The organism is Peribacillus simplex, assembly GCF_001542915.1.
In the GTDB taxonomy this organism is placed as follows: domain Bacteria; phylum Bacillota; class Bacilli; order Bacillales; family DSM-1321; genus Peribacillus; species Peribacillus simplex_B.
The window spans coordinates 106,967-127,729 of sequence record NZ_LNNH01000019.1; the positions used below are offsets into that span (position 1 = coordinate 106,967).

The 20,763-nt window shown below is 45.4% G+C and carries 15 protein-coding genes, 1 riboswitch and 1 other annotated feature; of the genes, 5 read left to right on the forward strand and 10 right to left on the reverse strand.

Features of this window, described 5'->3' with window-relative positions:
- Positions 1 to 81: 81 nt before the first annotated feature.
- Positions 82 to 191: riboswitch (TPP riboswitch) on the reverse strand.
- A 227-nt stretch (positions 192 to 418) separates the two neighbouring features.
- A complete protein-coding gene (locus AS888_RS11315) occupies positions 419 to 1,249 on the forward strand; it encodes a hypothetical protein (protein ID WP_061142257.1) in 831 nt (276 codons plus the stop codon).
- Positions 1,250 to 1,308: 59 nt separating this feature from the next.
- On the opposite strand, the gene rarD is transcribed toward AS888_RS11315, so the two are convergent.
- The 7 genes from rarD to ezrA all read right to left on the reverse strand — a co-directional run bounded on the left by rarD (position 1,309) and on the right by ezrA (position 10,499).
- Positions 1,309 to 2,238: an EamA family transporter RarD gene (gene rarD, locus AS888_RS11320; RefSeq protein WP_061142258.1), complete on the reverse strand. Its 930-nt coding sequence runs from the start codon at positions 2,236 to 2,238 to the stop codon at positions 1,309 to 1,311.
- Positions 2,239 to 2,285: 47 nt separating this feature from the next.
- Positions 2,286 to 3,917 (reverse strand): amidohydrolase, encoded by a 1,632-nt coding sequence (locus AS888_RS11325; RefSeq protein ID WP_061142259.1) that lies wholly within the window; start codon positions 3,915 to 3,917, stop codon positions 2,286 to 2,288.
- Between the two features lie 143 nt (positions 3,918 to 4,060).
- Complete coding sequence (mbcS, locus tag AS888_RS11330; protein WP_061142260.1) at positions 4,061 to 5,644, reverse strand: acyl-CoA synthetase MbcS; 1,584 nt, start codon at positions 5,642 to 5,644, stop codon at positions 4,061 to 4,063.
- A 304-nt stretch (positions 5,645 to 5,948) separates the two neighbouring features.
- Positions 5,949 to 6,155 (reverse strand): alpha/beta-type small acid-soluble spore protein, encoded by a 207-nt coding sequence (locus tag AS888_RS11335; protein WP_057911412.1) that lies wholly within the window; start codon positions 6,153 to 6,155, stop codon positions 5,949 to 5,951.
- Positions 6,156 to 6,237: 82 nt separating this feature from the next.
- The gene (thiI, locus tag AS888_RS11340) at positions 6,238 to 7,449 is read right to left on the reverse strand and encodes a tRNA uracil 4-sulfurtransferase ThiI (protein ID WP_061142261.1); all 1,212 of its coding nucleotides are present in this window, start codon (positions 7,447 to 7,449) and stop codon (positions 6,238 to 6,240) included.
- On the reverse strand, positions 7,446 to 8,594 hold the full coding sequence (locus AS888_RS11345; RefSeq protein ID WP_061142262.1) for a cysteine desulfurase family protein: 1,149 nt from the start codon (positions 8,592 to 8,594) through the stop codon (positions 7,446 to 7,448). The genes thiI and AS888_RS11345 overlap by 4 nt, the downstream gene beginning before the upstream one ends.
- 210 nt (positions 8,595 to 8,804) lie before the next feature.
- The gene (gene ezrA, locus AS888_RS11350; RefSeq protein WP_061142263.1) at positions 8,805 to 10,499 is read right to left on the reverse strand and encodes a septation ring formation regulator EzrA; all 1,695 of its coding nucleotides are present in this window, start codon (positions 10,497 to 10,499) and stop codon (positions 8,805 to 8,807) included.
- Positions 10,500 to 10,667: 168 nt separating this feature from the next.
- On the opposite strand from ezrA, the gene hisJ reads away from it, so the two are divergent.
- Positions 10,668 to 11,471 carry a histidinol-phosphatase HisJ gene (gene hisJ / locus AS888_RS11355; protein ID WP_061142264.1) on the forward strand — a complete coding sequence of 268 codons (804 nt, stop codon included), beginning with the start codon at positions 10,668 to 10,670 and terminating at the stop codon, positions 11,469 to 11,471.
- 2 nt (positions 11,472 to 11,473) lie between these two features.
- On the opposite strand, the gene refZ is transcribed toward hisJ, so the two are convergent.
- Positions 11,474 to 12,118 carry a forespore capture DNA-binding protein RefZ gene (refZ, locus tag AS888_RS11360; RefSeq protein ID WP_061142265.1) on the reverse strand — a complete coding sequence of 215 codons (645 nt, stop codon included), beginning with the start codon at positions 12,116 to 12,118 and terminating at the stop codon, positions 11,474 to 11,476.
- 155 nt (positions 12,119 to 12,273) lie between these two features.
- On the opposite strand from refZ, the gene AS888_RS11365 reads away from it, so the two are divergent.
- Complete coding sequence (locus AS888_RS11365; RefSeq protein WP_061142266.1) at positions 12,274 to 12,753, forward strand: GAF domain-containing protein; 480 nt, start codon at positions 12,274 to 12,276, stop codon at positions 12,751 to 12,753.
- A 41-nt stretch (positions 12,754 to 12,794) separates the two neighbouring features.
- Here AS888_RS11365 and AS888_RS11370 read toward each other — a convergent pair whose 3' ends face one another.
- Positions 12,795 to 14,615 (reverse strand): sensor domain-containing diguanylate cyclase, encoded by a 1,821-nt coding sequence (locus AS888_RS11370; protein ID WP_185113076.1) that lies wholly within the window; start codon positions 14,613 to 14,615, stop codon positions 12,795 to 12,797.
- 564 nt (positions 14,616 to 15,179) lie between these two features.
- Here AS888_RS11370 and rpsD point away from each other — a divergent pair.
- On the forward strand, positions 15,180 to 15,782 hold the full coding sequence (gene rpsD / locus AS888_RS11375) for a 30S ribosomal protein S4 (protein WP_061142268.1): 603 nt from the start codon (positions 15,180 to 15,182) through the stop codon (positions 15,780 to 15,782).
- A gap of 231 nt (positions 15,783 to 16,013) precedes the next feature.
- On the opposite strand, the gene tyrS is transcribed toward rpsD, so the two are convergent.
- Positions 16,014 to 17,270 carry a tyrosine--tRNA ligase gene (gene tyrS, locus AS888_RS11385; protein ID WP_061142270.1) on the reverse strand — a complete coding sequence of 419 codons (1,257 nt, stop codon included), beginning with the start codon at positions 17,268 to 17,270 and terminating at the stop codon, positions 16,014 to 16,016.
- A 67-nt stretch (positions 17,271 to 17,337) separates the two neighbouring features.
- Positions 17,338 to 17,554, reverse strand: a binding site (T-box leader).
- Between the two features lie 149 nt (positions 17,555 to 17,703).
- Between tyrS and AS888_RS11390 the strand changes: the two genes are divergently transcribed.
- Positions 17,704 to 20,712 (forward strand): transglycosylase domain-containing protein, encoded by a 3,009-nt coding sequence (locus AS888_RS11390; protein WP_081092401.1) that lies wholly within the window; start codon positions 17,704 to 17,706, stop codon positions 20,710 to 20,712.
- The last annotated feature ends 51 nt before the right edge of the window (positions 20,713 to 20,763 follow it).

Genomic DNA, 20,763 nt, shown 5'->3' on the forward strand with positions numbered 1-20,763 from the left:
TAAGGGCGCCAGGTGCATTTTGCCAATCATAAAACAAAAAACGCCCGAAGATGAATTCGGACGTTAACATACAAAACGGAAAATCTGTCATAATATGTTCCCTCCGCTGGCACCATCCAGATCAGGTTCAAAGAGTCAGCATCTAAAGGATGCAATCTCAGCCAGCATTACTGGCTCCCCTACATTTCTCGCACATATGGACTTTTCTCTATCATTATATCAATTCATCGCGAAAAGGGAAAACTAATTTGCTTCCGTTAAAAAATCCCCTACACCTGCCATCTGAAACATGCTTCATTACCGGCACTTTTCCTCCTTCACATAATCACTTCCATCCGGATAATCATATAATGACCATGACCTGCAGACATTTCCATGTACCAGATTCATAACTCATAAGCAAAAGGTGGATATGATCATGATCAAGATTAATCACAAATGGTTAGATATCAGTCAACTCCAGCCAGGAATACCATCTGCCAAGGCGCTGGAACTGCTACAATTGTTGGCGGGATATGCGACCGTTTTTGAATACCGGAACTTGGAGGAACTTAATTTCGACATTCAATTGAGGCTTCGAGTCATGGAGGCAGCCATTTCATTAGATAAAAGCGGTGCAGAATTTGCTACACTCGATGAATCGGAAACAAATCAACGATATTGGCACCTCGCAAAGGATGGCACCTTCACCCTCCAGCCAGGAATTCCCCCCCATGTTGCCATTGCAGATATTTTCCAAAATGGAACGCTATATGCTTTCGAATGCGGGACAGCAATAGTCGTCACGTTCTTAATGGGGATCATGGATGTAATCGGCCCGCGGAAGTTTGACTATCTTTTTTCAGACCTCGTGCTATATGACTGGCATCCCCCAACGAATATGATCCTGCTCGTTCACCGCGGCACCGATTATTTACCAGGGGACTGCGTGTATTTCAAAAACCCGGAACATGATGAAAAAACGCCTGAATGGCAAGGGGAAAATGCGATATTATTAGGGAAAAATCTCTTTTTTGGCCACGGGATCGGCATTACCAATTCTAAAGGAATCATTGATGAGTTAAACGATAATAGAAAATCGAATGCAACCATATCGGCCTACCTGACAGACCATATCGTTAGCCTTGACAGTTCCTATTATTTTGACACAGTCCAACCCTATCCCATCCGCAAAGAACAGGTCCCCCGACTCGAGAGCCTCCCTGATTTGATCGTTGCTGAAATAGGTTCGACGTTTCACCTATCCTGATGCATGGCCCTGCATAAAAAAATGCTTGGAGGAAAAGCTCCGCCAAGCATCTTTTTCATTCATGCACCCATATTCCTCTTGCCTTTGAACCTGCGGGCGCTTGCCTGCCCCCATTTCGTGATGGAGAGCGTATAAACGGCCAAAGCTGACCATATGAACAAAAAGGCTAAAAGATGTGCTTTCGTAAAACTTTCATGATAGACGAATACACCGATCAGTAAAGATAAGGTCGGAGCGATATATTGAAAAATGCCAAGCATCGAAAGCGGGATCTTTTCTGCTCCTTTTGCAAAATATAAAAGAGGTAGCGCCGTGACGATCCCGCCGCCAACCAACAGCAAGCCTGTGCTCCCCGCTGTAAAGAATTTCATGTCTGCCTGGGCCGATAAGTATATCAGGTAACCAAGGGCGAGGGGCGTCACCATCATCGTTTCTAGCGTCAGCCCGATCGCCGATTCGGCCTTGATCATTTTTTTCGCCAATCCATACAATCCAAAGGTCATCGCCAAGACAAGGGAGACCCAGGGAATGGTGCCAAAATGAATCCCAAGGATCAAAACACCGATTCCGGCAAGCGCGAACGACATGATTTGCGCTCCGCTCAATTTTTCCTTTAAGACGATCACGCCCAAGAGGACGCTGACTAGCGGATTGATATAATAGCCAAGGCTGGTGTCGAGAATCCGGCCGGAGTTAACGGCCCAGATGAATACTCCCCAGTTAGCTGTAACGAGCAGTGACGCTGTAAGTAAAGCTATAAAGAGTTTAGGGTTACGAACTATATTCTTGACATAGTCAAGAAACGCTTGCCATTTTTTCATGAACATCAATAATACCAGCATGAAGACGAAAGACCATAATACCCTTTGCGCCAGTATCTCTGTTGCACCGACCCCCTGGAGGAATTTCCAGTACACCGGAACAATTCCCCACATCATATAAGAAAGAGCGGCATAGATCGCCCCTTCTTTTTGTTCATTCACTTTCATAACCTGCCTTCTTTCCATTCATTCCTTGATCTTTTAAAACCATCTACCTATTCTGCATTCCGATGACTCGTTTTGCAACTGTTATTTTCATCATACATGATCCTGTCATCAATGACCGTCATGACCGCTTGAGCTGTTAGGAGATCATCAGGCTTCACTGCAAAGACATCCAAATCAAATACGGTAAAGTCGGCATCATACCCTTTGAAGATCATACCGCGCCGCTTTTCCTGGCCTATTGCCGCGGCACTCCCTTTCGTATATAGAGAAAATGCCTCAAAAACGGTAAGCCTTTCAGCCAAGCCATACCCCGCGTCATCACCATCGATTTTCGCTCTCGTGACAGCAGCATGGATCCCCAGGATTGGATTCAATGGCTCGATCGGTGCATCTGAACCGCCCGCACAAGTGATACCCATATTCAAATAGGTTTTCCAGGCGTATGAGGATGCCAATAGCTTTGCCGGAACCTTTTCTTCCACCCAAGGAAAATCGGACGGTACGAAACCGGGCTGGATATCAAAGATCACCGGCAGTTTGACTGCCCGCTCCAGCAGCTCCGGCCGGACGATCTGGGCATGGATGAGCCGATCATGCAGTCCGTCTTTCGGAGGCAGAGCTTCAATGGCATTCAATACATATTCAAACGCGAGATCGCCAATGGCATGGGCCGCGATCGGCATGTCTGCCTGCCTTGCTTTTTGCACCCAATGGCGAAGCTCTGCTTCCGTGAATATCGCTACACCATTCGTACCGCTTTGATCTGCATACGGCTCGCTCAGCAAGGCTGTATGCCCCCCTAAGGAGCCATCGGTGAATATTTTCATGCTATCGAACTTGATATATTGCGTTCCCTCTTGATAACGGCCTCCTGCTGCCAGCATATCTTCAAGGGCCTCATGATGTACGAGCAAATTGGCTCGAAAGGCCATCCCCTTGTCCTCGATGACCGATTTAAACGCCTCGTAAGTCGGCACGAAGCCATTGTAATAATGGAGGTCCTCCGTATGGCCTCCCGTCAGTCCAAGCTTATGCGCATCTTGTATCGCCTCTGAAAGCGCAGCTTCGATATAGTCCTGGTCAATGCCGGGAAGGCTGTCCAAAATCAGGTTCTGTGCCTGGCTTTCCTTGAATAGACCATTTAATCGCCCATCGGGATATCGGCATATCACACCGCCTGCCGGTTCTTCTGCCTCCTCCTTGATATCCGCCGCCAAGAGGGCACTGGAATTGACCACCAAGGCATGGCGGCAGATCCTTTTCAAGACGATGGGATGCTCCGTCGATATCGCATCAAGCTCATCCCGTAAAATCAAGTCAGGATCAGTCCATTCATTTTCATTCCATCCTTCAGCGACAATCCACTTTCCTGCGGGTGTGCCGGCGCACTTTTCCTTGAGGGCGCTCAGAATGGCATCCCGGGCTTCCATCAAGGAAAGGTCTAGACGAAGCAGGCGCTCGCCATGCCCGACCAAATGAAGGTGGCTGTCCACCAACCCCGGAAGCATCGTTTGTCCTTTTAAGTCGATTTCCCTGGAAATATTGCCGGCATACGCCTGTCTTATATAAGCAAGACTGCCCGTGTCGACTATCACGCCCTTTTCACTGAAAAGAGCTTCCACCCGATCTCCTTCTTTAATCATCGTATAAATGGACCCATTGAACCATAACGTTCCCATACCGGCTTTACACTCCTTATTAAATGTTTCTTACGGATATGCAGTAAGTGTACCATCTCATTCCACAGATTCCCATAGGTAAGATTCCATGCCATCCCGTCCATAGAAAAAAAGTCAGCCGGATGGCTGACCAATGCTCACAATTAGTTATTCAGGATTCCTTCTTCCCTTTTCCGTAAATCAACCCGTTTGATTTTACCGGAGGTCGTTTTCGGAAGCTCATCAAGAAACTCGATTTTCCTTGGATATTTATATGGGGCCGTCGATTCTTTTACATGTGTTTGGAGTGTTTTGACCAGGTCCTCGCCAAGCGGGTCGATATCATCCATCAAGACGACATACGCCTTGACCACATGACCCCTTATTTCATCAGGACTGGCTACAACGGCACACTCTTTCACATACGGATGCTTGACAAGTGCATCTTCCACTTCAAATGGCCCGATGGTATATCCAGAGCTGATGATGATATCATCGGCACGCCCTTCAAACCAGAAATAACCTTCTTCATCCTTTTTCGCCTGATCGCCGGTAATATAATAGTCACCACGAAATTGCTTCGAGGTACGCTCGGGATCTTTAAAATATTCTTTAAAGAGTGCAGGTGTATCGACATGCACGGCAATGTCCCCGACTACGCCCGGAGAACAAGGGTTGCCGGAATCATCAATGATTTCCACATGGTTTCCCGGAGTCGGTTTGCCCATCGAGCCCAGCTTGATCTCCATCCCTTTTGTAACACCCACCAACAAGGTATTTTCGGTTTGTCCATATCCATCCCGGACTTCAATATGAAAATGATTTTTGAAGACCTCGAATACTTTTTGGTTGAGGGGCTCACCAGCCGATACTGCGCTATGAAGGTGTGAAAGATCATAATCATCAAGATTATCCACCTTGGCCATCAGACGGTACTCGGTCGGTGTGCAGCATAACGCATTCACCTTGTAATCCTGTAGCAGCTGAAGGTATTTCTTCGCCTCGAATTTCCCATGATAGGCCAGACCTGTCGCTCCCGTACCCAGAACCGCCAGGAAAGGACTCCAAATCCACTTTTGCCAACCTGGACCGGCCGTGGCCCAAACGACATCCCCTTCACTGATTCCGAGCCAGTTTGCAGCTGATGTTTTCAGATGGGCATAAGCCCAGCCATGTGTATGGACGACCCCTTTAGGATTTCCTGTCGTTCCGGAAGTGTAAGATAAGAAGGCCATATCCTCACTCTTCGTCGCAACCATTTCCAGCTGATCCGATCCGGCAGCGGCAAGCTCATCCAAATCCAGCCAACTTTCCACCGGCTTTCCGATTGAGAATTTCAGAAGGCCAGCCGCACCATCGACCTCATTCAGTTCAGAAGTATATTCATGATAACTGATTATCCCTTTGACATCACCGTGGCCAATCCGATACTCCAAGTCCTTTGCACGCAGCATCTCCGAGCAAGGGATGACGATCATGCCTATTTTCAATGCGGCTAAATACACCTGGTAAGCCTCTACCAAGCGAGGAATGATGATCAGGACGGTATCTCCTTTTCCCAGCCCTTCCTTCTTGAAGGCATTTCCGATTCTATTTGCACGTTTAATTAATTTTTCATATGTAAGTTGTTTTTTCTCTCCGGCTTCGTTCTCCCAAAGAACAGCAACTTTTTCTGGTTTTTTTGCAAAACGTTCCATCTCACTCACTAAGTTGTACTGTTCCGGAGCTAATAAATCTTCACGTTTCATTTTCTTCCCCTCCAATTATGAACTCTTAGTACCTACTCATTATACAAGATACTGCTCCTACATATCCATGTATTTTTACAAATAAAAAAGAGATCAGGTTCGATACCCGTTCTCTTTATCCTGTATCTGCCTAACACTCACTTTTTTCGGCCGTTCATAACTTTAATTCGGCTTACCTCCCGCTTTTTCGTCCATTCACGCCATTTATTCGGCCTACCTCTCGCTTTTTTCGGCAGCGCACGAATTGGAGACAAACAGAAGAGAGCGGGTTCAGAACCCGCTCTCTGTAGCCATTTTTATGAAATTATCTTTTGTACCCTCCGCCTAATTGTTGTTCAGCCATTTGAACAAGGCGTTTTGTAATTTCTCCACCTACTGATCCGTTAGCGCGAGCAGTTGTGTCTGCACCAAGTTGTACGCCGAATTCAGAAGCGATTTCATATTTCATTTGTTCTAGAGCTTGTTCCACTCCAGGTACCAATAATTCGTTTGAGCTGTTGTTGTTTGCCATGTGTTTTTCACCTCCTTGTGATTATAGAGTGTGTTAAAACACATGGCTTCATTCGCACTATTTTATTGGTAATTACAGGATATTAAAATAAGTCTTCCATGGCTTCTTTATTATCGAATGTCTGCCCCGGTTTGATGGTCAAGATTTCGGTTTCGGAGACCGCTTTTTCAATCAAGGAGTCGAAGTCAACGAAGCTTTCATAGTAATTGACCTTTTCACGTTTCGGTTTCGTTTTTGGACTTGCCGGCGTGAATACTGTACAGCAATCTTCATAGGGGAGATTGGATATTTCAAACGTATCGAGCTCCCTGGCAATTTTGATGATCTCGGTTTTATCCATCGTGATAAGCGGACGCAAAATCGGTGTATTCGTCACTTCATTGATGGCGAACATGCTGCTCATCGTCTGGCTCGCCACCTGGCCAAGGCTTTCGCCGGTGATAAGTGCCATGGCTTCCTCTTTTTCACGGATTTTATCGGCGACCCGCATCATCAAGCGGCGAGTTGTCGTCATCGAGTAGTTTTCCGGAATCTGTTTTTGAATCAGTAATTGAATTTCCGTGAATGGCACAATATGCACTTTCATGCTTCCATTTATTTCAGCAAGCTTCCCAGCCAGGTCAATCACCTTTTGCTTGGACCGTTCACTTGTGAAAGGGGGACTGTAAAAATGGATCGCTTCAACATCCAACCCGCGTTTCATTGAAAGGAATCCGGCAACAGGGCTATCGATGCCGCCTGAAAGCATCAGCATCGCCTTCCCGCTTGAACCGAAGGGAAGCCCTCCGGCGCCTTGGATGATTTCACCCGTCATATATACAGCCTCACGTCTCACTTCAACCAGCAAGTTCAAATCTGGATTCTTCACATCCACTTTGACATCTTCCGTATTTCGAAGCAAATGCCCGCCAAGCGCCCTGTTAATCTCATCGGTGTTATAGGGGAAATCCTTGTCGGCACGTTTCGTCGTGATTTTGAATGTGCTGACCTCTTCAGAAGTTTGATTAAGGTAATACAGCGCTGCCGTTTTCATCACTTCCAGGTCACGCTCGATTTTTATCGCTGGACTTAAAGACTGGATGCCAAAAATGCCTTTTAACCGTTCGATGACAGGCTTATGGTCCACCCCGTTCAGAAGGACGTACATCCGCTCTCGGTTTGCCGTAAGCACAACACCTTCGATATCCTTTAAACTCCAGCGGATATGTGCCTTCATTTTATCTACAAAGCCTTTACGGTTTCTTTTTTTCGTGGAGATTTCTCCATAGCGGATAATTATATGATCAAATTTCATTTCGCAACCCTCATTATTTTTTCTAAATTAGCGACAATTTTCTGTATCGCCGCCAGAACTTGCTTGGCTTCATCCAGCTCATTTCCATAAGTAGTGCTGATACGGAGGACGCTCTCGGAACGAGCTGGGTCATGGAACATCGCATCCACCGTTTTGCTAACCGTCCTTTTTTTCGAAGAACAGGCACTCGTCGTCGAAACAAAGATTCCATCCGATTCGAGAGCGTGCAGCAATACCTCTGATTTAAGCAGCGGTACGGAAAAATTCAATATATGGGGCGCGCCCTCCGAAGGGCTGTTGACGAGCACCCCTTCCATGTCCGATAACCCTTTGTATAAGTAGTTTTTAATTTTTTCAAGCTTATCATGATACAGCAATTGATTGTTCATACTAATACGAAAAGCTTTGGAAAGGGCGACAATCCCCGCGACATTTTCGGTGCCGCTCCTGATTTGCGTTTCTTGGTTGCCCCCGTGAAACAGCGGGTCTATCCGAACGCCGTCACGAACGTAAAGGAAGCCGGTCCCCTTCAAGCCGTGGATTTTGTGACCGGAAAAGGTGCATAAATCAACATGGGCTTCGCGTAATGATAAAGGAACCTTGCCTGCTCCCTGTACATTATCGACATGAAAAAGCACCTGAGGGTACTGCCTAAGCCAATTCCCTATTTCAGCAATCGGCTGTATCGAGCCCACCTCATTATTGACATGCATGACGGAAACCAATATGGTATCGTCCCTCAATGCACCTTTAAGGTCAGTCATTTCAATCTGCCCGTATTCGTTAACAGGTAGAATCGTGATTTCAAAGCCCAATTTCGTCAATGATTGACACGCATCTTCGACAGATGGATGCTCAATCGCCGTCGTGATGATGTGTTTGCCCCGTTTCATCTGAGATTGGGCTGCACCTTTAATGGCGAGATTATTCCCTTCGGTCCCCCCGGAAGTGAAATATATTTCCGAGCCTTTTACCTTCAATAAATCAGCAACCTGCCTTCGTGCTGCCGCCAGAAGTTTTTCGGCTTGGACCCCAAGCCCGTGCAGCGAGGATGGATTGCCGAAATAATCAGAAGATATCTTCATGAATGATTCGATCACTTCCGGATATGGTTTGGTTGTTGCACTATTGTCAAAATAAATCATGGGTTCACCTTCCATGTTTTGTATCTATGATGGTCATTCTTTTACATATAATTTTATTCGTTGCTGTTGCAACTACTAATATTAACATAATTGAATTTGAAAGAGAATGTAAATCAATGGTCCTGGTTTGAAAGAACACGCAATAAGTGGATAATCTGCCATAGCCATAGCCAATCGTGTCCCAAATAAAAAAACCCGCCATGGCGGGTTTTAAGATAGGACTTCTTCGATATTCGCCCCAATTTTCCGTAAGCTGCCGGGGTCGACCTTTTCAATCGCCGTGGCTGCCGTTTCCAATGCAGCTTGATATTCATAGCTGCGGAATTTCGCCTCTGCTTCCCTAAGGCTGTCGGCAACCGTATCATGACTGCTACGATAACGGTTTCCGAATTGAATTACCTTTTCGGCCAAATACATATGCTCGATCAATTCATGTGCCTTTTCGTAGACCTTATGCACCTGTTGAACCGCTTTTTCTAAATAAATATACACAGCGGCCATATCAAGAGGCTTTTCTTCCAGTTTATTTTGAACGTCCTCGATGCTTTCCTTGGCATCCTGGAGCACCGCTTTATATTCTTCAGGCAGCCCAGGGATATTGCTTTTGGAAATTAAACGGCCCGTATCGACCAGTTTGCGCTTCAGTTCAGCCAATGAATCCCTCGCGTCCATTTCATCTTTCCGCAACGCCTGTAATTTAACGGTAAAGTCTTTCTGGTTCTCCTGTAGTTCTTTCAGCTGTGCTGAAAGCCCCTGCATCTCTTCACTGATTAAAGAGCTTGCCATCACATTATCCTCCATCTTCAAAACAAGCAATTGATGGCGTTTCGAAATTTGGGCAATCTGCTTTTCCATTTTCCGCTGTGCATCGAGCTCATTTTCAGTCAGATGATAGGTGTGCTGGACATGTATCGTTTCGACTTTAAGTTTATCATTTTCATATTCAAGGTCACTTATCGTTTTCCTGAGGACTTCATCATTTTTCAGGATATACTGTTTGGAGAGCACCTCTTTTTCCAGAAGGTCATACAGTACATCGATGCTTTCATGCATATCTTTGATTCCTTTTTCGACCGTTTCCGTTTCGGCATTTTCCAATTGCGTTTTATAAAGCGCCAGTTCCTCCTCAAGCCTTGATATTTCCTGCTGAAAATGGATATGGCTCAACAGGTAACCCTGTCCCGACATCTCCTCATACCCATCCTTTAATTCATTGATTTGGGCGTGCAGCTCGGATTGGCTGTCAACCAATAACTTTGGAAGCATCTCCATTTTGACGGCCAGGACCGAAAGTTTATCCTTTATCGAAAGAACAAGTTCCCTCGCATTCAAGTAGTTCCCGTTTTCCGTTTCTTCTTCATACTTTTGCAGGACCTGCAATACTTCATCAAGGGAGCCTTCCAGCTTATCCGCCGCTTTCCCATAATTGTGTCTATGTGCTAGCAATGATTTCTTCAGTTGGCGGTAGGATTCTTTAATATCCTCGATTTCCAAGCGATTCTTCTCTTCACTGCCTACGAGTTCATTCAATTCATATAAGATCTTTTTAATCATTTCTTCAATTTCATTCAGCATGACGGTAATTTTGTGCTGTACCTCTTTCGAACGGCTGAACCGGTACTTATCGACAAACTCCTCTGCATCGAATAAAAGCTCTTCGACTTTGGGCATATGGTCCGTAATGATCGCGTCCCATTCGATACGCCAGTTTTCGAACATCTCCTCCGTTTCACCAGTCATGTTCAATTGTTTGACTTTAGAAAGCTCTTCCAGCACGGGGCGGTGCATGATGCTTATTTTCCAGGTTTCCAGTCGATCGATTTCTTTAAAATATCTCTTTTTGAAAAAATAACCCCAAATGATGAAAATCAAAATTAATACAATTACCCCAAGTATGTACTCCATGCTAGGCCCCCTGTTCTAGTCCTTACAGTCTTGCTCTATTATATATCAATTTTTAAAATGTTAAATTTAATGCTTTTATGATACCATGTTAGCAATAATTTTTGATGAGAAAAATGATTTTTTTGTAGAAAATTGCTACAAATACCTGTTTTTTGGGAGGGAATGGCCTTGAAAGCTGATAGTCACGTGCATACTCCGTTTTGCCCTCACGGCTCTACGGATACTTTCAATGAATATATTACGCGGGGAATCGAGCTGGGATTAAATGAAATCACATTTACGGAGCACGCACCCTTACCTAGGGATTTCCATGACCCGACACCTGAAAAAGACAGTGGCATGGACGCCGCCCTGCTCCTCGATTACCTTCAGGAGCTCCGCGTGTTGAAGGAACGCCATAAAGACAAAATCTTGATCAAAATCGGACTGGAAGTCGACTTTATCGAAGGCCATGAGAAAGCAACAAAGGAATTCCTCGATGAAACCGGGGAGTTCCTGGACGATAGCATACTTTCCGTCCACTTCATCAAGAATCACGAGAATTGGCACTGCATCGATTTCAGTGCAGATGAGTTTGGTCAGATCGCTAAAACACTAGGATCCGTCGAAGCGCTATATGCCAAATACTATGATACATTAGAAAAATCGATCGAAGCTGATTTAGGCATATATAAGCCGAAACGGATCGGACATATCACCCTGGTCCATAAATTCCAGCAGCGCTATCCATCCGCATTGAATTTTGACGAGCATGTATACAGGGTGCTGGATTTGATCAAGAAAGAAAACTACCAATTGGATTATAATGGCGCCGGGCTTGTTAAACCGCTATGCGGCGAACCGTATCCGCCGGAACGGTTTGCCAGACGCGCCATGGCTCTCGGCATTCCGCTCGTTTATGGTTCCGATGCCCATCAGGTCCAAGATTTGGGGCAGGGCTACCAGGCATTGATTCCCGAGTTCAATGGGTAACTTCAGGCCCGCCCCGCCAACTGTGGCTCGAGGTCCTTTGCAATGAAAAGGGTATCCTGAAGGAACCGTCCCACTTCATTCGCATAAATATTCGTGTAATAGGCTTCCTGCGGAAACACATGAAGCACATCCATCGCATAATGGGTATGCAGGACAGGGGCCGTAAGCAGGCCCTTCAGCTGCAGCAAATACATCGGGATCGAGACCGAGTGGAAGCTCCGGTTCTTGATTCCCTGTTCCAAAATATATTGAAAATAAGACTTTTCTTTTGTAAAATAAGTCGAATGAATTTCCCGGTTTAAATTGGAATCGAGTGATGATTCCCCATAGATGAACCGTGCAGCCAGGAAGTTTTCCCTCTGGAAGGCGAGTATGCCCTTCACGAGATTCAGCAAGCACTGCTGCGGTCCTTTAAGGTCGAGAAGGGTCATGTTCGTCTCAAGGACCAGGATATAGTCTTCTAAATAGGAAGTGAAACAGAATTCCAGCAGCCCCTGCTTATTTTTGAAATAGTAGGCAATATTTGCAGCGTTCACTTTCGCTTTATTGGCAATATCCCGGATTGAAGTCGCATGGTAACCTTTCAAATGAAATAAATGCAGGGCAGCTTCGACAATGGCTTGTTTCGTTGGCGTTTGGCGATTCATTCAGGCAATCCCTCGCTTTCTTTGAGACAAGTCTTGTGGACTAATTTCTGCACGAATGAGGCTGAATCCTTTAGTTAGTTCTCGACAATTTCCCAACAATCAAGCAACATGGCTAGAATGTGCTGTAAAAATATGCGGAAGACAGGTGAACGCTTTTGTTTAATGTCGAAATGTATCAAGGAAAAAAAGAAAAAAACTATGAACTGGTCCAAAAACAACTTTACGCCTTAGTTGAAGATGAAACGAACCGGATTGCCAATTTAAGCAATGCGGCGGCTTTACTGAATCAGTTTCTAGATGAAGTCAATTGGGTCGGCTTCTATCTATACGAAGAAGACCAATTGATCTTAGGACCATTCCAAGGGCTTCCGGCATGTGTCCGCATCCCAATGGGCAGGGGCGTATGCGGGACATCCGCGGCCACTGCAAAAACCTTGCGCATCGAGGACGTCCATCAATTCCCTGGACATATTGCCTGTGATGCAGCATCGCGATCTGAAATTGTCATACCTCTCATGCAGGAAGGCAATTTGATCGGTGTGCTCGATATCGACAGCCCGATCACGAACAGATTTGACGAAATCGATCAGCAGGGACTCGAGAAGTTCGCTGAGATCCTTTCCAAGCATTTATAACATGAAAGAAAGGGAGCGGCTCATGCAAGCTGCTCCCTTTTTCATAGCAGGACTCCATGCACATGCACCCGGTCCTTGCCAGAATTCTTCGCGCTATATAACGCTTCATCGGCCCTTTTGACGATTTCCTTCACACTATCAGGACGCCCTTTCCCCCAATGGGACACGCCTGCCGAGATCGTTACACCCGGATTGGAAATATCCCTCACTTTATCCTTCAGCCGTTCCGCAATTCGAATGCCCGTTTCCAAAGATTCACATGGCAAGTAGATAGCAAGCTCTTCCCCGCCCCACCTTGCCCCTATATCATGATCACGAATATTATGCTGGAGAAGGTTCGCCACTTGGATCAGAATTTCATCGCCAACCTGATGACCGTATGTATCATTTATCCTTTTGAAGTTATCGATATCGATCATGATGAATGCTCCCCCTTCATCCTTTTCAAGCGATCTAGACATTTTTTCATCAAGGAATCCCCTGGAATACAGCTGTGTCAGATGATCGGTAATGACCATTTTTTCAAGTTCTTCCCGCAGAATCGAATTGGCCATCGCCATGCTGGAGTGATGGATGAGGGATTGCAGCAACTTGAACATTTCGAACGAAAAGAAATAGGCCTCCGTATGGAGGATGACGGCGAAGCCCTTGACTTCATCCCCTTTCATCATCGGTACGGCCATCAGGGAACGATACCGTATCTCTGCTTCCGGGCGATGTACCCTTAGATCACCGATGAAAAGCGATTCCTTCTCACTCCCGAGCCTATCGATCAGGAATGAGACATAAAGGCCCGCTCCCTCTGAATCAAAGAAATCCGAGCTGCCAGAGAGGATTGCCCCCGCGTCATCCAAATCAAGCGTCAAAAAGCCAACTTGTTCCGCATGAAAGGATGTGATGATCTGCCGCTTCATATATTCCATCGTTTCATCCAGGCGCAGATTGGAATTCAAATGGCGGGATATCTCATTTATTAGCTGCAGGTCCGCAACAAGCCGTTTGGATTGTTGATACAGCTGGGCGTTCTCCAAGGCGCTCCCGGCCGTATTGGCAAGCAATGAGATAAACTCGATTTCCTGCTTCGGGAAAGTGAGGGTTTTAGGAGCAATGACCTGAAGCACTCCATAGACTCCCTGTTTCCCCTTTAATGGCGCATATAGAATGGATTGATTTTCGGAAGGCTGATCTTCGAATTCCATATTGCCCGATACATAGGCTTGCAAAGCAGCCACATTATCACTATCATATTCGAGTTCCTTGATCGGCAAGTTTTCATGGCCGTCATGATCATGCGAAAGTAACAGGAAATACTCGAATGTCGGATACACGGTATGTAAAGTAGCGATGATCTCCCCCAGTACCGCATCCCTGCTCATGGAAGAATGGAACTTTTCAGTAACCTTGAAAAGTTGTTTATACCGCCTTTCATCGTCCGATATCTTTGAAATGGATAAAGCGGTTTTCAAGATGATCGTGAATTCATTAGCAAAGATGGAGCCTTCCTCCAACGTCAGGCTGGAAAGGGCGCTGGCTTCCCGTTCTTTAAATGCCGTCACGCCGATCACCTTCCCGTTATCCCAAAGGGGGATGACGACATGAATATCCAGGGCTCCCGCTTGCATGCGGACCATTCCATCCCCATCACCAACTTGTTCTCTCCATAATAATTGAATATACTCCTGAACAGGGGCTTCCATGATATAGTCGTGAAGGCTTCCAGTCGAGGCTTCTTTATAGAATTGCTGCTTCCACTCATCGAATTTAAAGAACGTGACCTCTTCCATCTCCAGCAATTCTTTTGTATCCAATAAAAAGGTCTCCAAAAACGTCGCGTCATGAAGTTCACCCTTTCTATTTTGCATATGTTGAAAGAAGAGCATCCTTAATTGATTTAATATCTGAGCTGTTTTATTCTTCATCTTTATCATCCCTATATTACAGCCTATTTTTTTAAGAGAACCTGAGATTTCATCATATCCGAAAGTTGAATCGATGCAAAGAAACCGGGATCAGACCATGCAAATAACATATAATTAGGGGTCCCAATGAAAAGGGAAAACCACCCATGTAATTATGTTTTATACTCATTACTTCATTATAACGCTCACTATGAAAAATTCCTCCCTAATAATAGTATTTTTTAAATATTTTGTCTTTCCATCTTCTTCGGTTCACTTTCCCGCTTCTTTAATTAATCGCCTATACCCTTGACTCATCGAGCAGAATATTATACAATACTCCTTGTGTAAAATATTGCAGCCTATGTGACAGCTTTTATGTTCTCATTTTGTTCCTCCTTTACAGAGGTGTATCTCGTAACTCTCTGCTGCTAGGGCGAAGGTACATGAAAACAAAATGGTCATGATCGTCCATTCACACGGTTTTTATTTTACCAAAATAAAAACATTTAAAGGAGGAGTCATCCTATGGCTCGTTATACTGGCCCAAGCTGGAAACTATCCCGTCGTTTAGGAATTTCCCTAACAGGTACTGGTAAAGAATTAGAAAAACGCCCTTATGCTCCAGGACAACATGGTCCTAACCAACGTAGAAAAATTTCTGAATACGGAATGCAACTACAAGAGAAACAAAAACTTCGTCACATGTACGGAATCACTGAACGTCAATTCCGTTCAATGTTCGACCGTGCTGGCAAAATCAAAGGTGTTCATGGTGAAAACTTCATGGTTCTTCTTGAATCACGTCTTGACAACCTAGTTTACCGTCTTGGTTTAGCTCGTACACGTCGTCAAGCACGTCAACTTGTTAACCACGGTCACATCATTGTAGACGGACGTCGCGTAGACATCCCATCTTACAAAGTGTCCCTTGGACAAACAATCGCAGTTCGTGAAAAATCACGCAACTTCTCAATCATCAAAGAATCAGTTGAAGCAACTAACTTCGTACCTGATTTCCTTACTTTCGATGCTGAGAAATTGGAAGGTACTTTCACTCGTTTACCAGAACGTTCTGAATTGCCTGCTGAAATTAACGAAGCGCTTATCGTTGAGTTCTACTCTCGTTAATACTTTGTTAACTTTAAAAAACCTAGAAACATTGATTTCAATGTTTCTAGGTTTTTTTTCTTGTTCTCCTGAATTTTCGTTCTCTTGATATGGAGGACGTTTTTTAGATAGGCTGTTTTTTCGCATAGTTTGTTGCTATAAGTTATGCGGCGTGGTTGATTTCCGCTCCAATCACCCGTTCTGCACATGCGCAGTAAAGCCCGGCTGTCACTCAGCCGGGCTTCCCTACACTTATTTGACTAATGTATATTTCTTCTTGCCGCGGCGAACGAGAATGAACTCTCCCTCGATCTTGGCAGCTTCCGTCACGACATACTGCAGATCGGTCACTTTTTCTCCATTGATGGAGATGGCACCGTTTTGGATATCTTCACGGGCTTGGCGCTTCGATGGGGAGATTTTCGCTTCGACGATCAACTCGACCAGACCGATATCTTCCTTGGTTTCACGTTCAAAGCTAGGGACATCTTTAAAGCCCAGCTTGATTTCCGCTGCAGTCAAATTTTTCACCTCACCGCTGAATAGCGCAGCAGAGATTTTGATTGCTTGATCAAGGGCTTCCTGACCATGAATCAAACGGGTCATCTCTTCGCCCAACGTTTTTTGCGCTTTGCGAAGATGCGGTTCAGACTGTACGGATTGCTCTAGCTCTTCAATCGTTTCACGAGATAGGAATGTGAAGAATTTCAAGTATTTCACGACATCGGCATCAGCTGTATTGATCCAGAACTGGTAAAACTCGTACGGGGTTGTCTTTTCCGGATCAAGCCAGATCGCTCCGCCTTCCGTTTTACCGAATTTCGTACCATCCGCTTTCGTTACGAGCGGAATCGTCATACCGTATGCTTTTGCTTCCTCATCATTCGATTTCCGAATCACTTCAAGTCCTGTCGTAATATTGCCCCATTGGTCACTTCCGCCAATTTGTAATTTACAGTTGTAATTGCTGTATAAATGCCCGAAATCAATTCCTTGTAAAAGCGTATACGTGAATTCAGTAAAGGAAATCCCCGTGTCCAGGCGCGAAGCAACTGTATCCTTTGCCAAAATGTAGTTAATGCCAATGTATTTCCCATAATCACGCAAGAAGGTGACGAGATCGATTTTACCCAACCAGTCATAGTTATTGACCATGACGGCACCATTTTCGCCGTCGAATTCAAAGATATGCGATAGCTGCCCTTTTATGCAGTCGGCATTATAAAGAACTTTTTCCAGCGTTTGCAGCTGGCGTTCCTCCTTTTTACCACTCGGATCACCGATAAGTCCAGTCGCCCCGCCAACTAGCACAAGAGGACGATGGCCGTGCTGCTGGAAACGGCGCAATGTCAAGAATGGCAGCAGATGTCCGATGTGCATACTATCGGCAGTCGGATCTACACCGCAGTATAAAGAAATTTTCTCTTTTTCTAATAGGTCTTTAAAGCCCTTTTCGTCCGTTTGTTGATAAATAATCCCTCTCCATTCGAGGTCTTTAAGCAATTCCATGTAATATTCCTCCTCCATCTATAGAAAGCCTCCGCAAAAAGCACACAAAAACGCCCCTTCATAAATATGAAGGGACGAATAAATTCGCGGTACCACCCAACTTGAGGACATACTATGCCCTCCGCTCTAAAACGAATAACGGTCGTCAACCGTTCCCTGCTACTATCATTTCACAGCAAATGCTCCAGGAAGTAATTCATCAAACCATTTGTACCGATTTCCACTAACCACCGGCTCTCTAAAACAGGGATAGTCTGACTACTGGGTCCTATCATCGCGATCAATTCATTCTTTTATTGTTGTTAATAAACTTTTATCATACATAAGATTGCTTGTCAACATTACCCTTACAGATTCTAGAAAAATAAGAAAGATGACCTTTCGCCTACTTGTTATATGCTATAATATATGTGATTTCAGGGGGTATGATACGATGAATAATAATCAAAAAGATAGATTACGGACGGCATGGAAGCAGCTGACCCGTTTTTTCCGAAATGAAAAGACACAAAAAAATGCACGGGTCACCTACCAGGTCTTTTGGAATTTAACGCTGATCCTCATTATTGTCGGGATTCTAGGATTCTCATTCGCCGGCGGCGTTGGAGCCGGCTATTTCGCTGCCCTCGTCAAAGATGAGCCGGTACGCTCAAAAGAAGATCTTAAAAAAGACATCTACAATTATGAAGAGACCTCTGAAGTATACTTTGCCAATGAGGTGTATTTGGGCAAGCTTAAGAGCGATCTCGAGCGTGAAGAAGTGTCAATCGATAAAGTTTCCAAGTATCTTCAAAATGCGGTCATCGCGACAGAAGATGAATATTTTTACGAGCATGACGGGGTTGTCCCGAAGGCGATCCTGCGTGCCATTTACCAGGAATTCTCCAATGCATCCGTCCAATCGGGAGGAAGCACATTAACGCAGCAGCTCATCAAAAACCAGGTGCTGACAAACGAAGTGTCGTTTGATCGGAAGGCAAAAGAAATCCTGCTTGCACTCCGGGTAGAGAAATTCTTTGAAAAAAAAGAGATTTTGGAAACGTACCTAAACGTCTCCACTTTGGGAAGAAACTCTTCCGGTCGGAACATTGCTGGTGTCGAGTCGGCTGCTGAAGGTATTTTTGGCGTGGAGGCCAAAGACCTGACACTGCCCCAATCCGCGTTTATCGCCGGATTGCCGCAAAGTCCATTCGGTTACACACCATATACGCAGCAAGGGAAATTGAAAGATAATCAACAGCCTGGCATCAACAGGATGAAAACCGTTTTAAAACGGATGTACAGTAACGGATACATAACAAAGGACGAGTATGATAAAGCAAAAGCCTACGACATAACCAAAGACTTTATCGGAAAATCGGAGATGCCATCGGAGAAGTATCCATGGCTCACCTATGAAATTGAAAAACGCTCCATTGAAATCCTCTCTGTCAATCTAGCAAAAGAAGATGGATATGAAGAAAAGGATTTAGAGGATGATGATCTAAAAGCGCAATATGTAGCCCTTGCCGATCGTAAGCTTCGACAAAATGGCTATAAAATTTATACCACCGTCAACAAAAAGATTTATGACAAAATGCAGGAAGTAACGAAAAACTATCCGAACTTCGGATACGATAAACCGACGCAGGTCGTCGACCCGGATACGAAGGAAACGAAAACCGTGAGCCAGCCCGTGGAGGCCGGAGCGATCCTGATCGAGAATAAAACAGGGAAAATCATCAGTTTCGTTGGCGGCCGTGATTTCAAGCGGGAACAGACGAACCATGCGACCGCATCATTGCGCTCAAACGGTTCAACGATGAAGCCATTGCTTGTATATGGCCCAGGGATCGAGCTAGGCAAGATCTCACCTGGAAGCGTATCGGCCAACGTGCCGATTTCCATTGGAGCTTGGAGTCCAGGGAACTATGGCGGCGGCAGCTATACGGGCGTATCGACTGCCCGCGAGGCCCTGAAGAAGTCCTACAATATCCCGGCAGCGCTCTTTTACAAAAAGATAATCAACCTGAGACCTGCTTCGTATTTGGAGAAAATGGGCTTCTCCACCGTGACGAAAGGCGATTACTCCAACCTGTCCATGTCATTGGGTGCCATGGACAGGGGTGTAACCGTCGAAGAAAACGTCAATGCGTTTGGCACCTTTGCCAATTCAGGGGAATTCATCGATGCTTATATGATCGATAAAATCGTTTCGAAGGATGGCAAGGTCATCTATCAGCATAAAGTGAAACCAGTGGATGTTTTTTCCCCACAAGCCGCTTACCTGACGCTTGACATGATGCGTGATGTCGTAAACAGCGGGACGGCGGCGTCGGTCAGGAACCGCCTGGCCTTCTCAAGCGATTGGGCCGGTAAAACCGGTACTTCACAAAATTATTGGGACGCTTGGTTCGTAGCCACCAATCCGAATGTATCGTTTGGGACATGGCTCGGTTATGACAAGCCAAAATCCTTGCAAGGCAACTATAACGGACTTGAATACAATAAACGGAATATATATTATTGGGCCGATCTGATCAACGCGGCCTACAAAGCCGAACCGAAACTCATCGATCCCGATAAACGGTTCCAAATGCCTGGCGGAATCGTCAGCCGTTCCTTCTGCGGCGTTTCCGGACTGCTGCCTTCAAGTTCGTGCCAAAAGGCCGGACTGGTCAAGTCGGATTTATTCATCGCCAAGTACGCACCATCCAAGGCGGATAATAGTTTCATAGACGGACAATATGTTTCAGTCGGAAGCAAGCGCTACGCCGCCCTTCCGCAAACACCTGGCGAATTCACGAGCGGCGGGTTCATGCTCAACCCAGATTCGTTTGCAGATATCGGTTTGCAGTATGTGATCGATCCGGGCGCCATCATTCCTGGCGGCGAGGAAAAGGGGGAAGTCGTCGCTACGAAAGCGAAATTGAATGATAATGGCAAAGCGCCCGCCCCCCTTTCCATCTCCATGAGCAGCGATAAGATCACTTGGGGGCTTCATCCTGAAGGGGATGTCGTCGGCTATCGTGTCTATAAGGACGGGAAAAAAGTGGCGAGCATCAATGCTGGTGCAGAGCTTGTTTATAAAGTCGGCTCAGGCGGCTCCTATTACGTAACGGCCGTTGACATAGTCGGGAAAGAATCGTCTCCATCGCAACATGTCGAAAGCGGCGCTAAAAAGGCAAGCAAAGAAGATTCGACCAAAAATAAAGACGATCGCAAAAAAGATAACATCGCAAACGAAGATAAAAAAACGGAAGCAAAAGAAGAAACTCGCACATCAGGTCAAGATAAGGCCAAAGATTCTGATACACAGCAAGAACAAGATAAAAACAAAGATCAGGATCAGGATCAAGACGAAGATGATGCAGATAAAGAGGATACAAAGACCGACAAGAATAAAGACACGGTCAATGATAAAGACAAAGAAACCAACAACGCGGAAGAAGAGGAAGAATGATTCTTTTCGTAAAACAGGCTGGCGGGATCAAACCGCCAGCCTGTTTTTTCC

Excerpts from the sequence above, each read along its gene's own strand:
- AS888_RS11315 (WP_061142257.1), top strand. The coding sequence starts at position 419 with ATGATCAAGATTAATCACAAATGGTTAGATATCAGTCAACTCCAGCCA.
- rarD (WP_061142258.1), bottom strand. The coding sequence starts at position 2,238 with ATGAAAGTGAATGAACAAAAAGAAGGGGCGATCTATGCCGCTCTTTCT.
- AS888_RS11325 (WP_061142259.1), bottom strand. The coding sequence starts at position 3,917 with ATGGGAACGTTATGGTTCAATGGGTCCATTTATACGATGATTAAAGAA.
- mbcS (WP_061142260.1), bottom strand. The coding sequence starts at position 5,644 with ATGAAACGTGAAGATTTATTAGCTCCGGAACAGTACAACTTAGTGAGT.
- AS888_RS11335 (WP_057911412.1), bottom strand. The coding sequence starts at position 6,155 with ATGGCAAACAACAACAGCTCAAACGAATTATTGGTACCTGGAGTGGAA.
- thiI (WP_061142261.1), bottom strand. The coding sequence starts at position 7,449 with ATGAAATTTGATCATATAATTATCCGCTATGGAGAAATCTCCACGAAA.
- AS888_RS11345 (WP_061142262.1), bottom strand. The coding sequence starts at position 8,594 with ATGATTTATTTTGACAATAGTGCAACAACCAAACCATATCCGGAAGTG.
- ezrA (WP_061142263.1), bottom strand. The coding sequence starts at position 10,499 with ATGGAGTACATACTTGGGGTAATTGTATTAATTTTGATTTTCATCATT.
- refZ (WP_061142265.1), bottom strand. The coding sequence starts at position 12,118 with ATGAATCGCCAAACGCCAACGAAACAAGCCATTGTCGAAGCTGCCCTG.
- AS888_RS11370 (WP_185113076.1), bottom strand. The coding sequence starts at position 14,615 with ATGCAAAATAGAAAGGGTGAACTTCATGACGCGACGTTTTTGGAGACC.
- rpsD (WP_061142268.1), top strand. The coding sequence starts at position 15,180 with ATGGCTCGTTATACTGGCCCAAGCTGGAAACTATCCCGTCGTTTAGGA.
- tyrS (WP_061142270.1), bottom strand. The coding sequence starts at position 17,270 with ATGGAATTGCTTAAAGACCTCGAATGGAGAGGGATTATTTATCAACAA.
- AS888_RS11390 (WP_081092401.1), top strand. The coding sequence starts at position 17,704 with ATGAATAATAATCAAAAAGATAGATTACGGACGGCATGGAAGCAGCTG.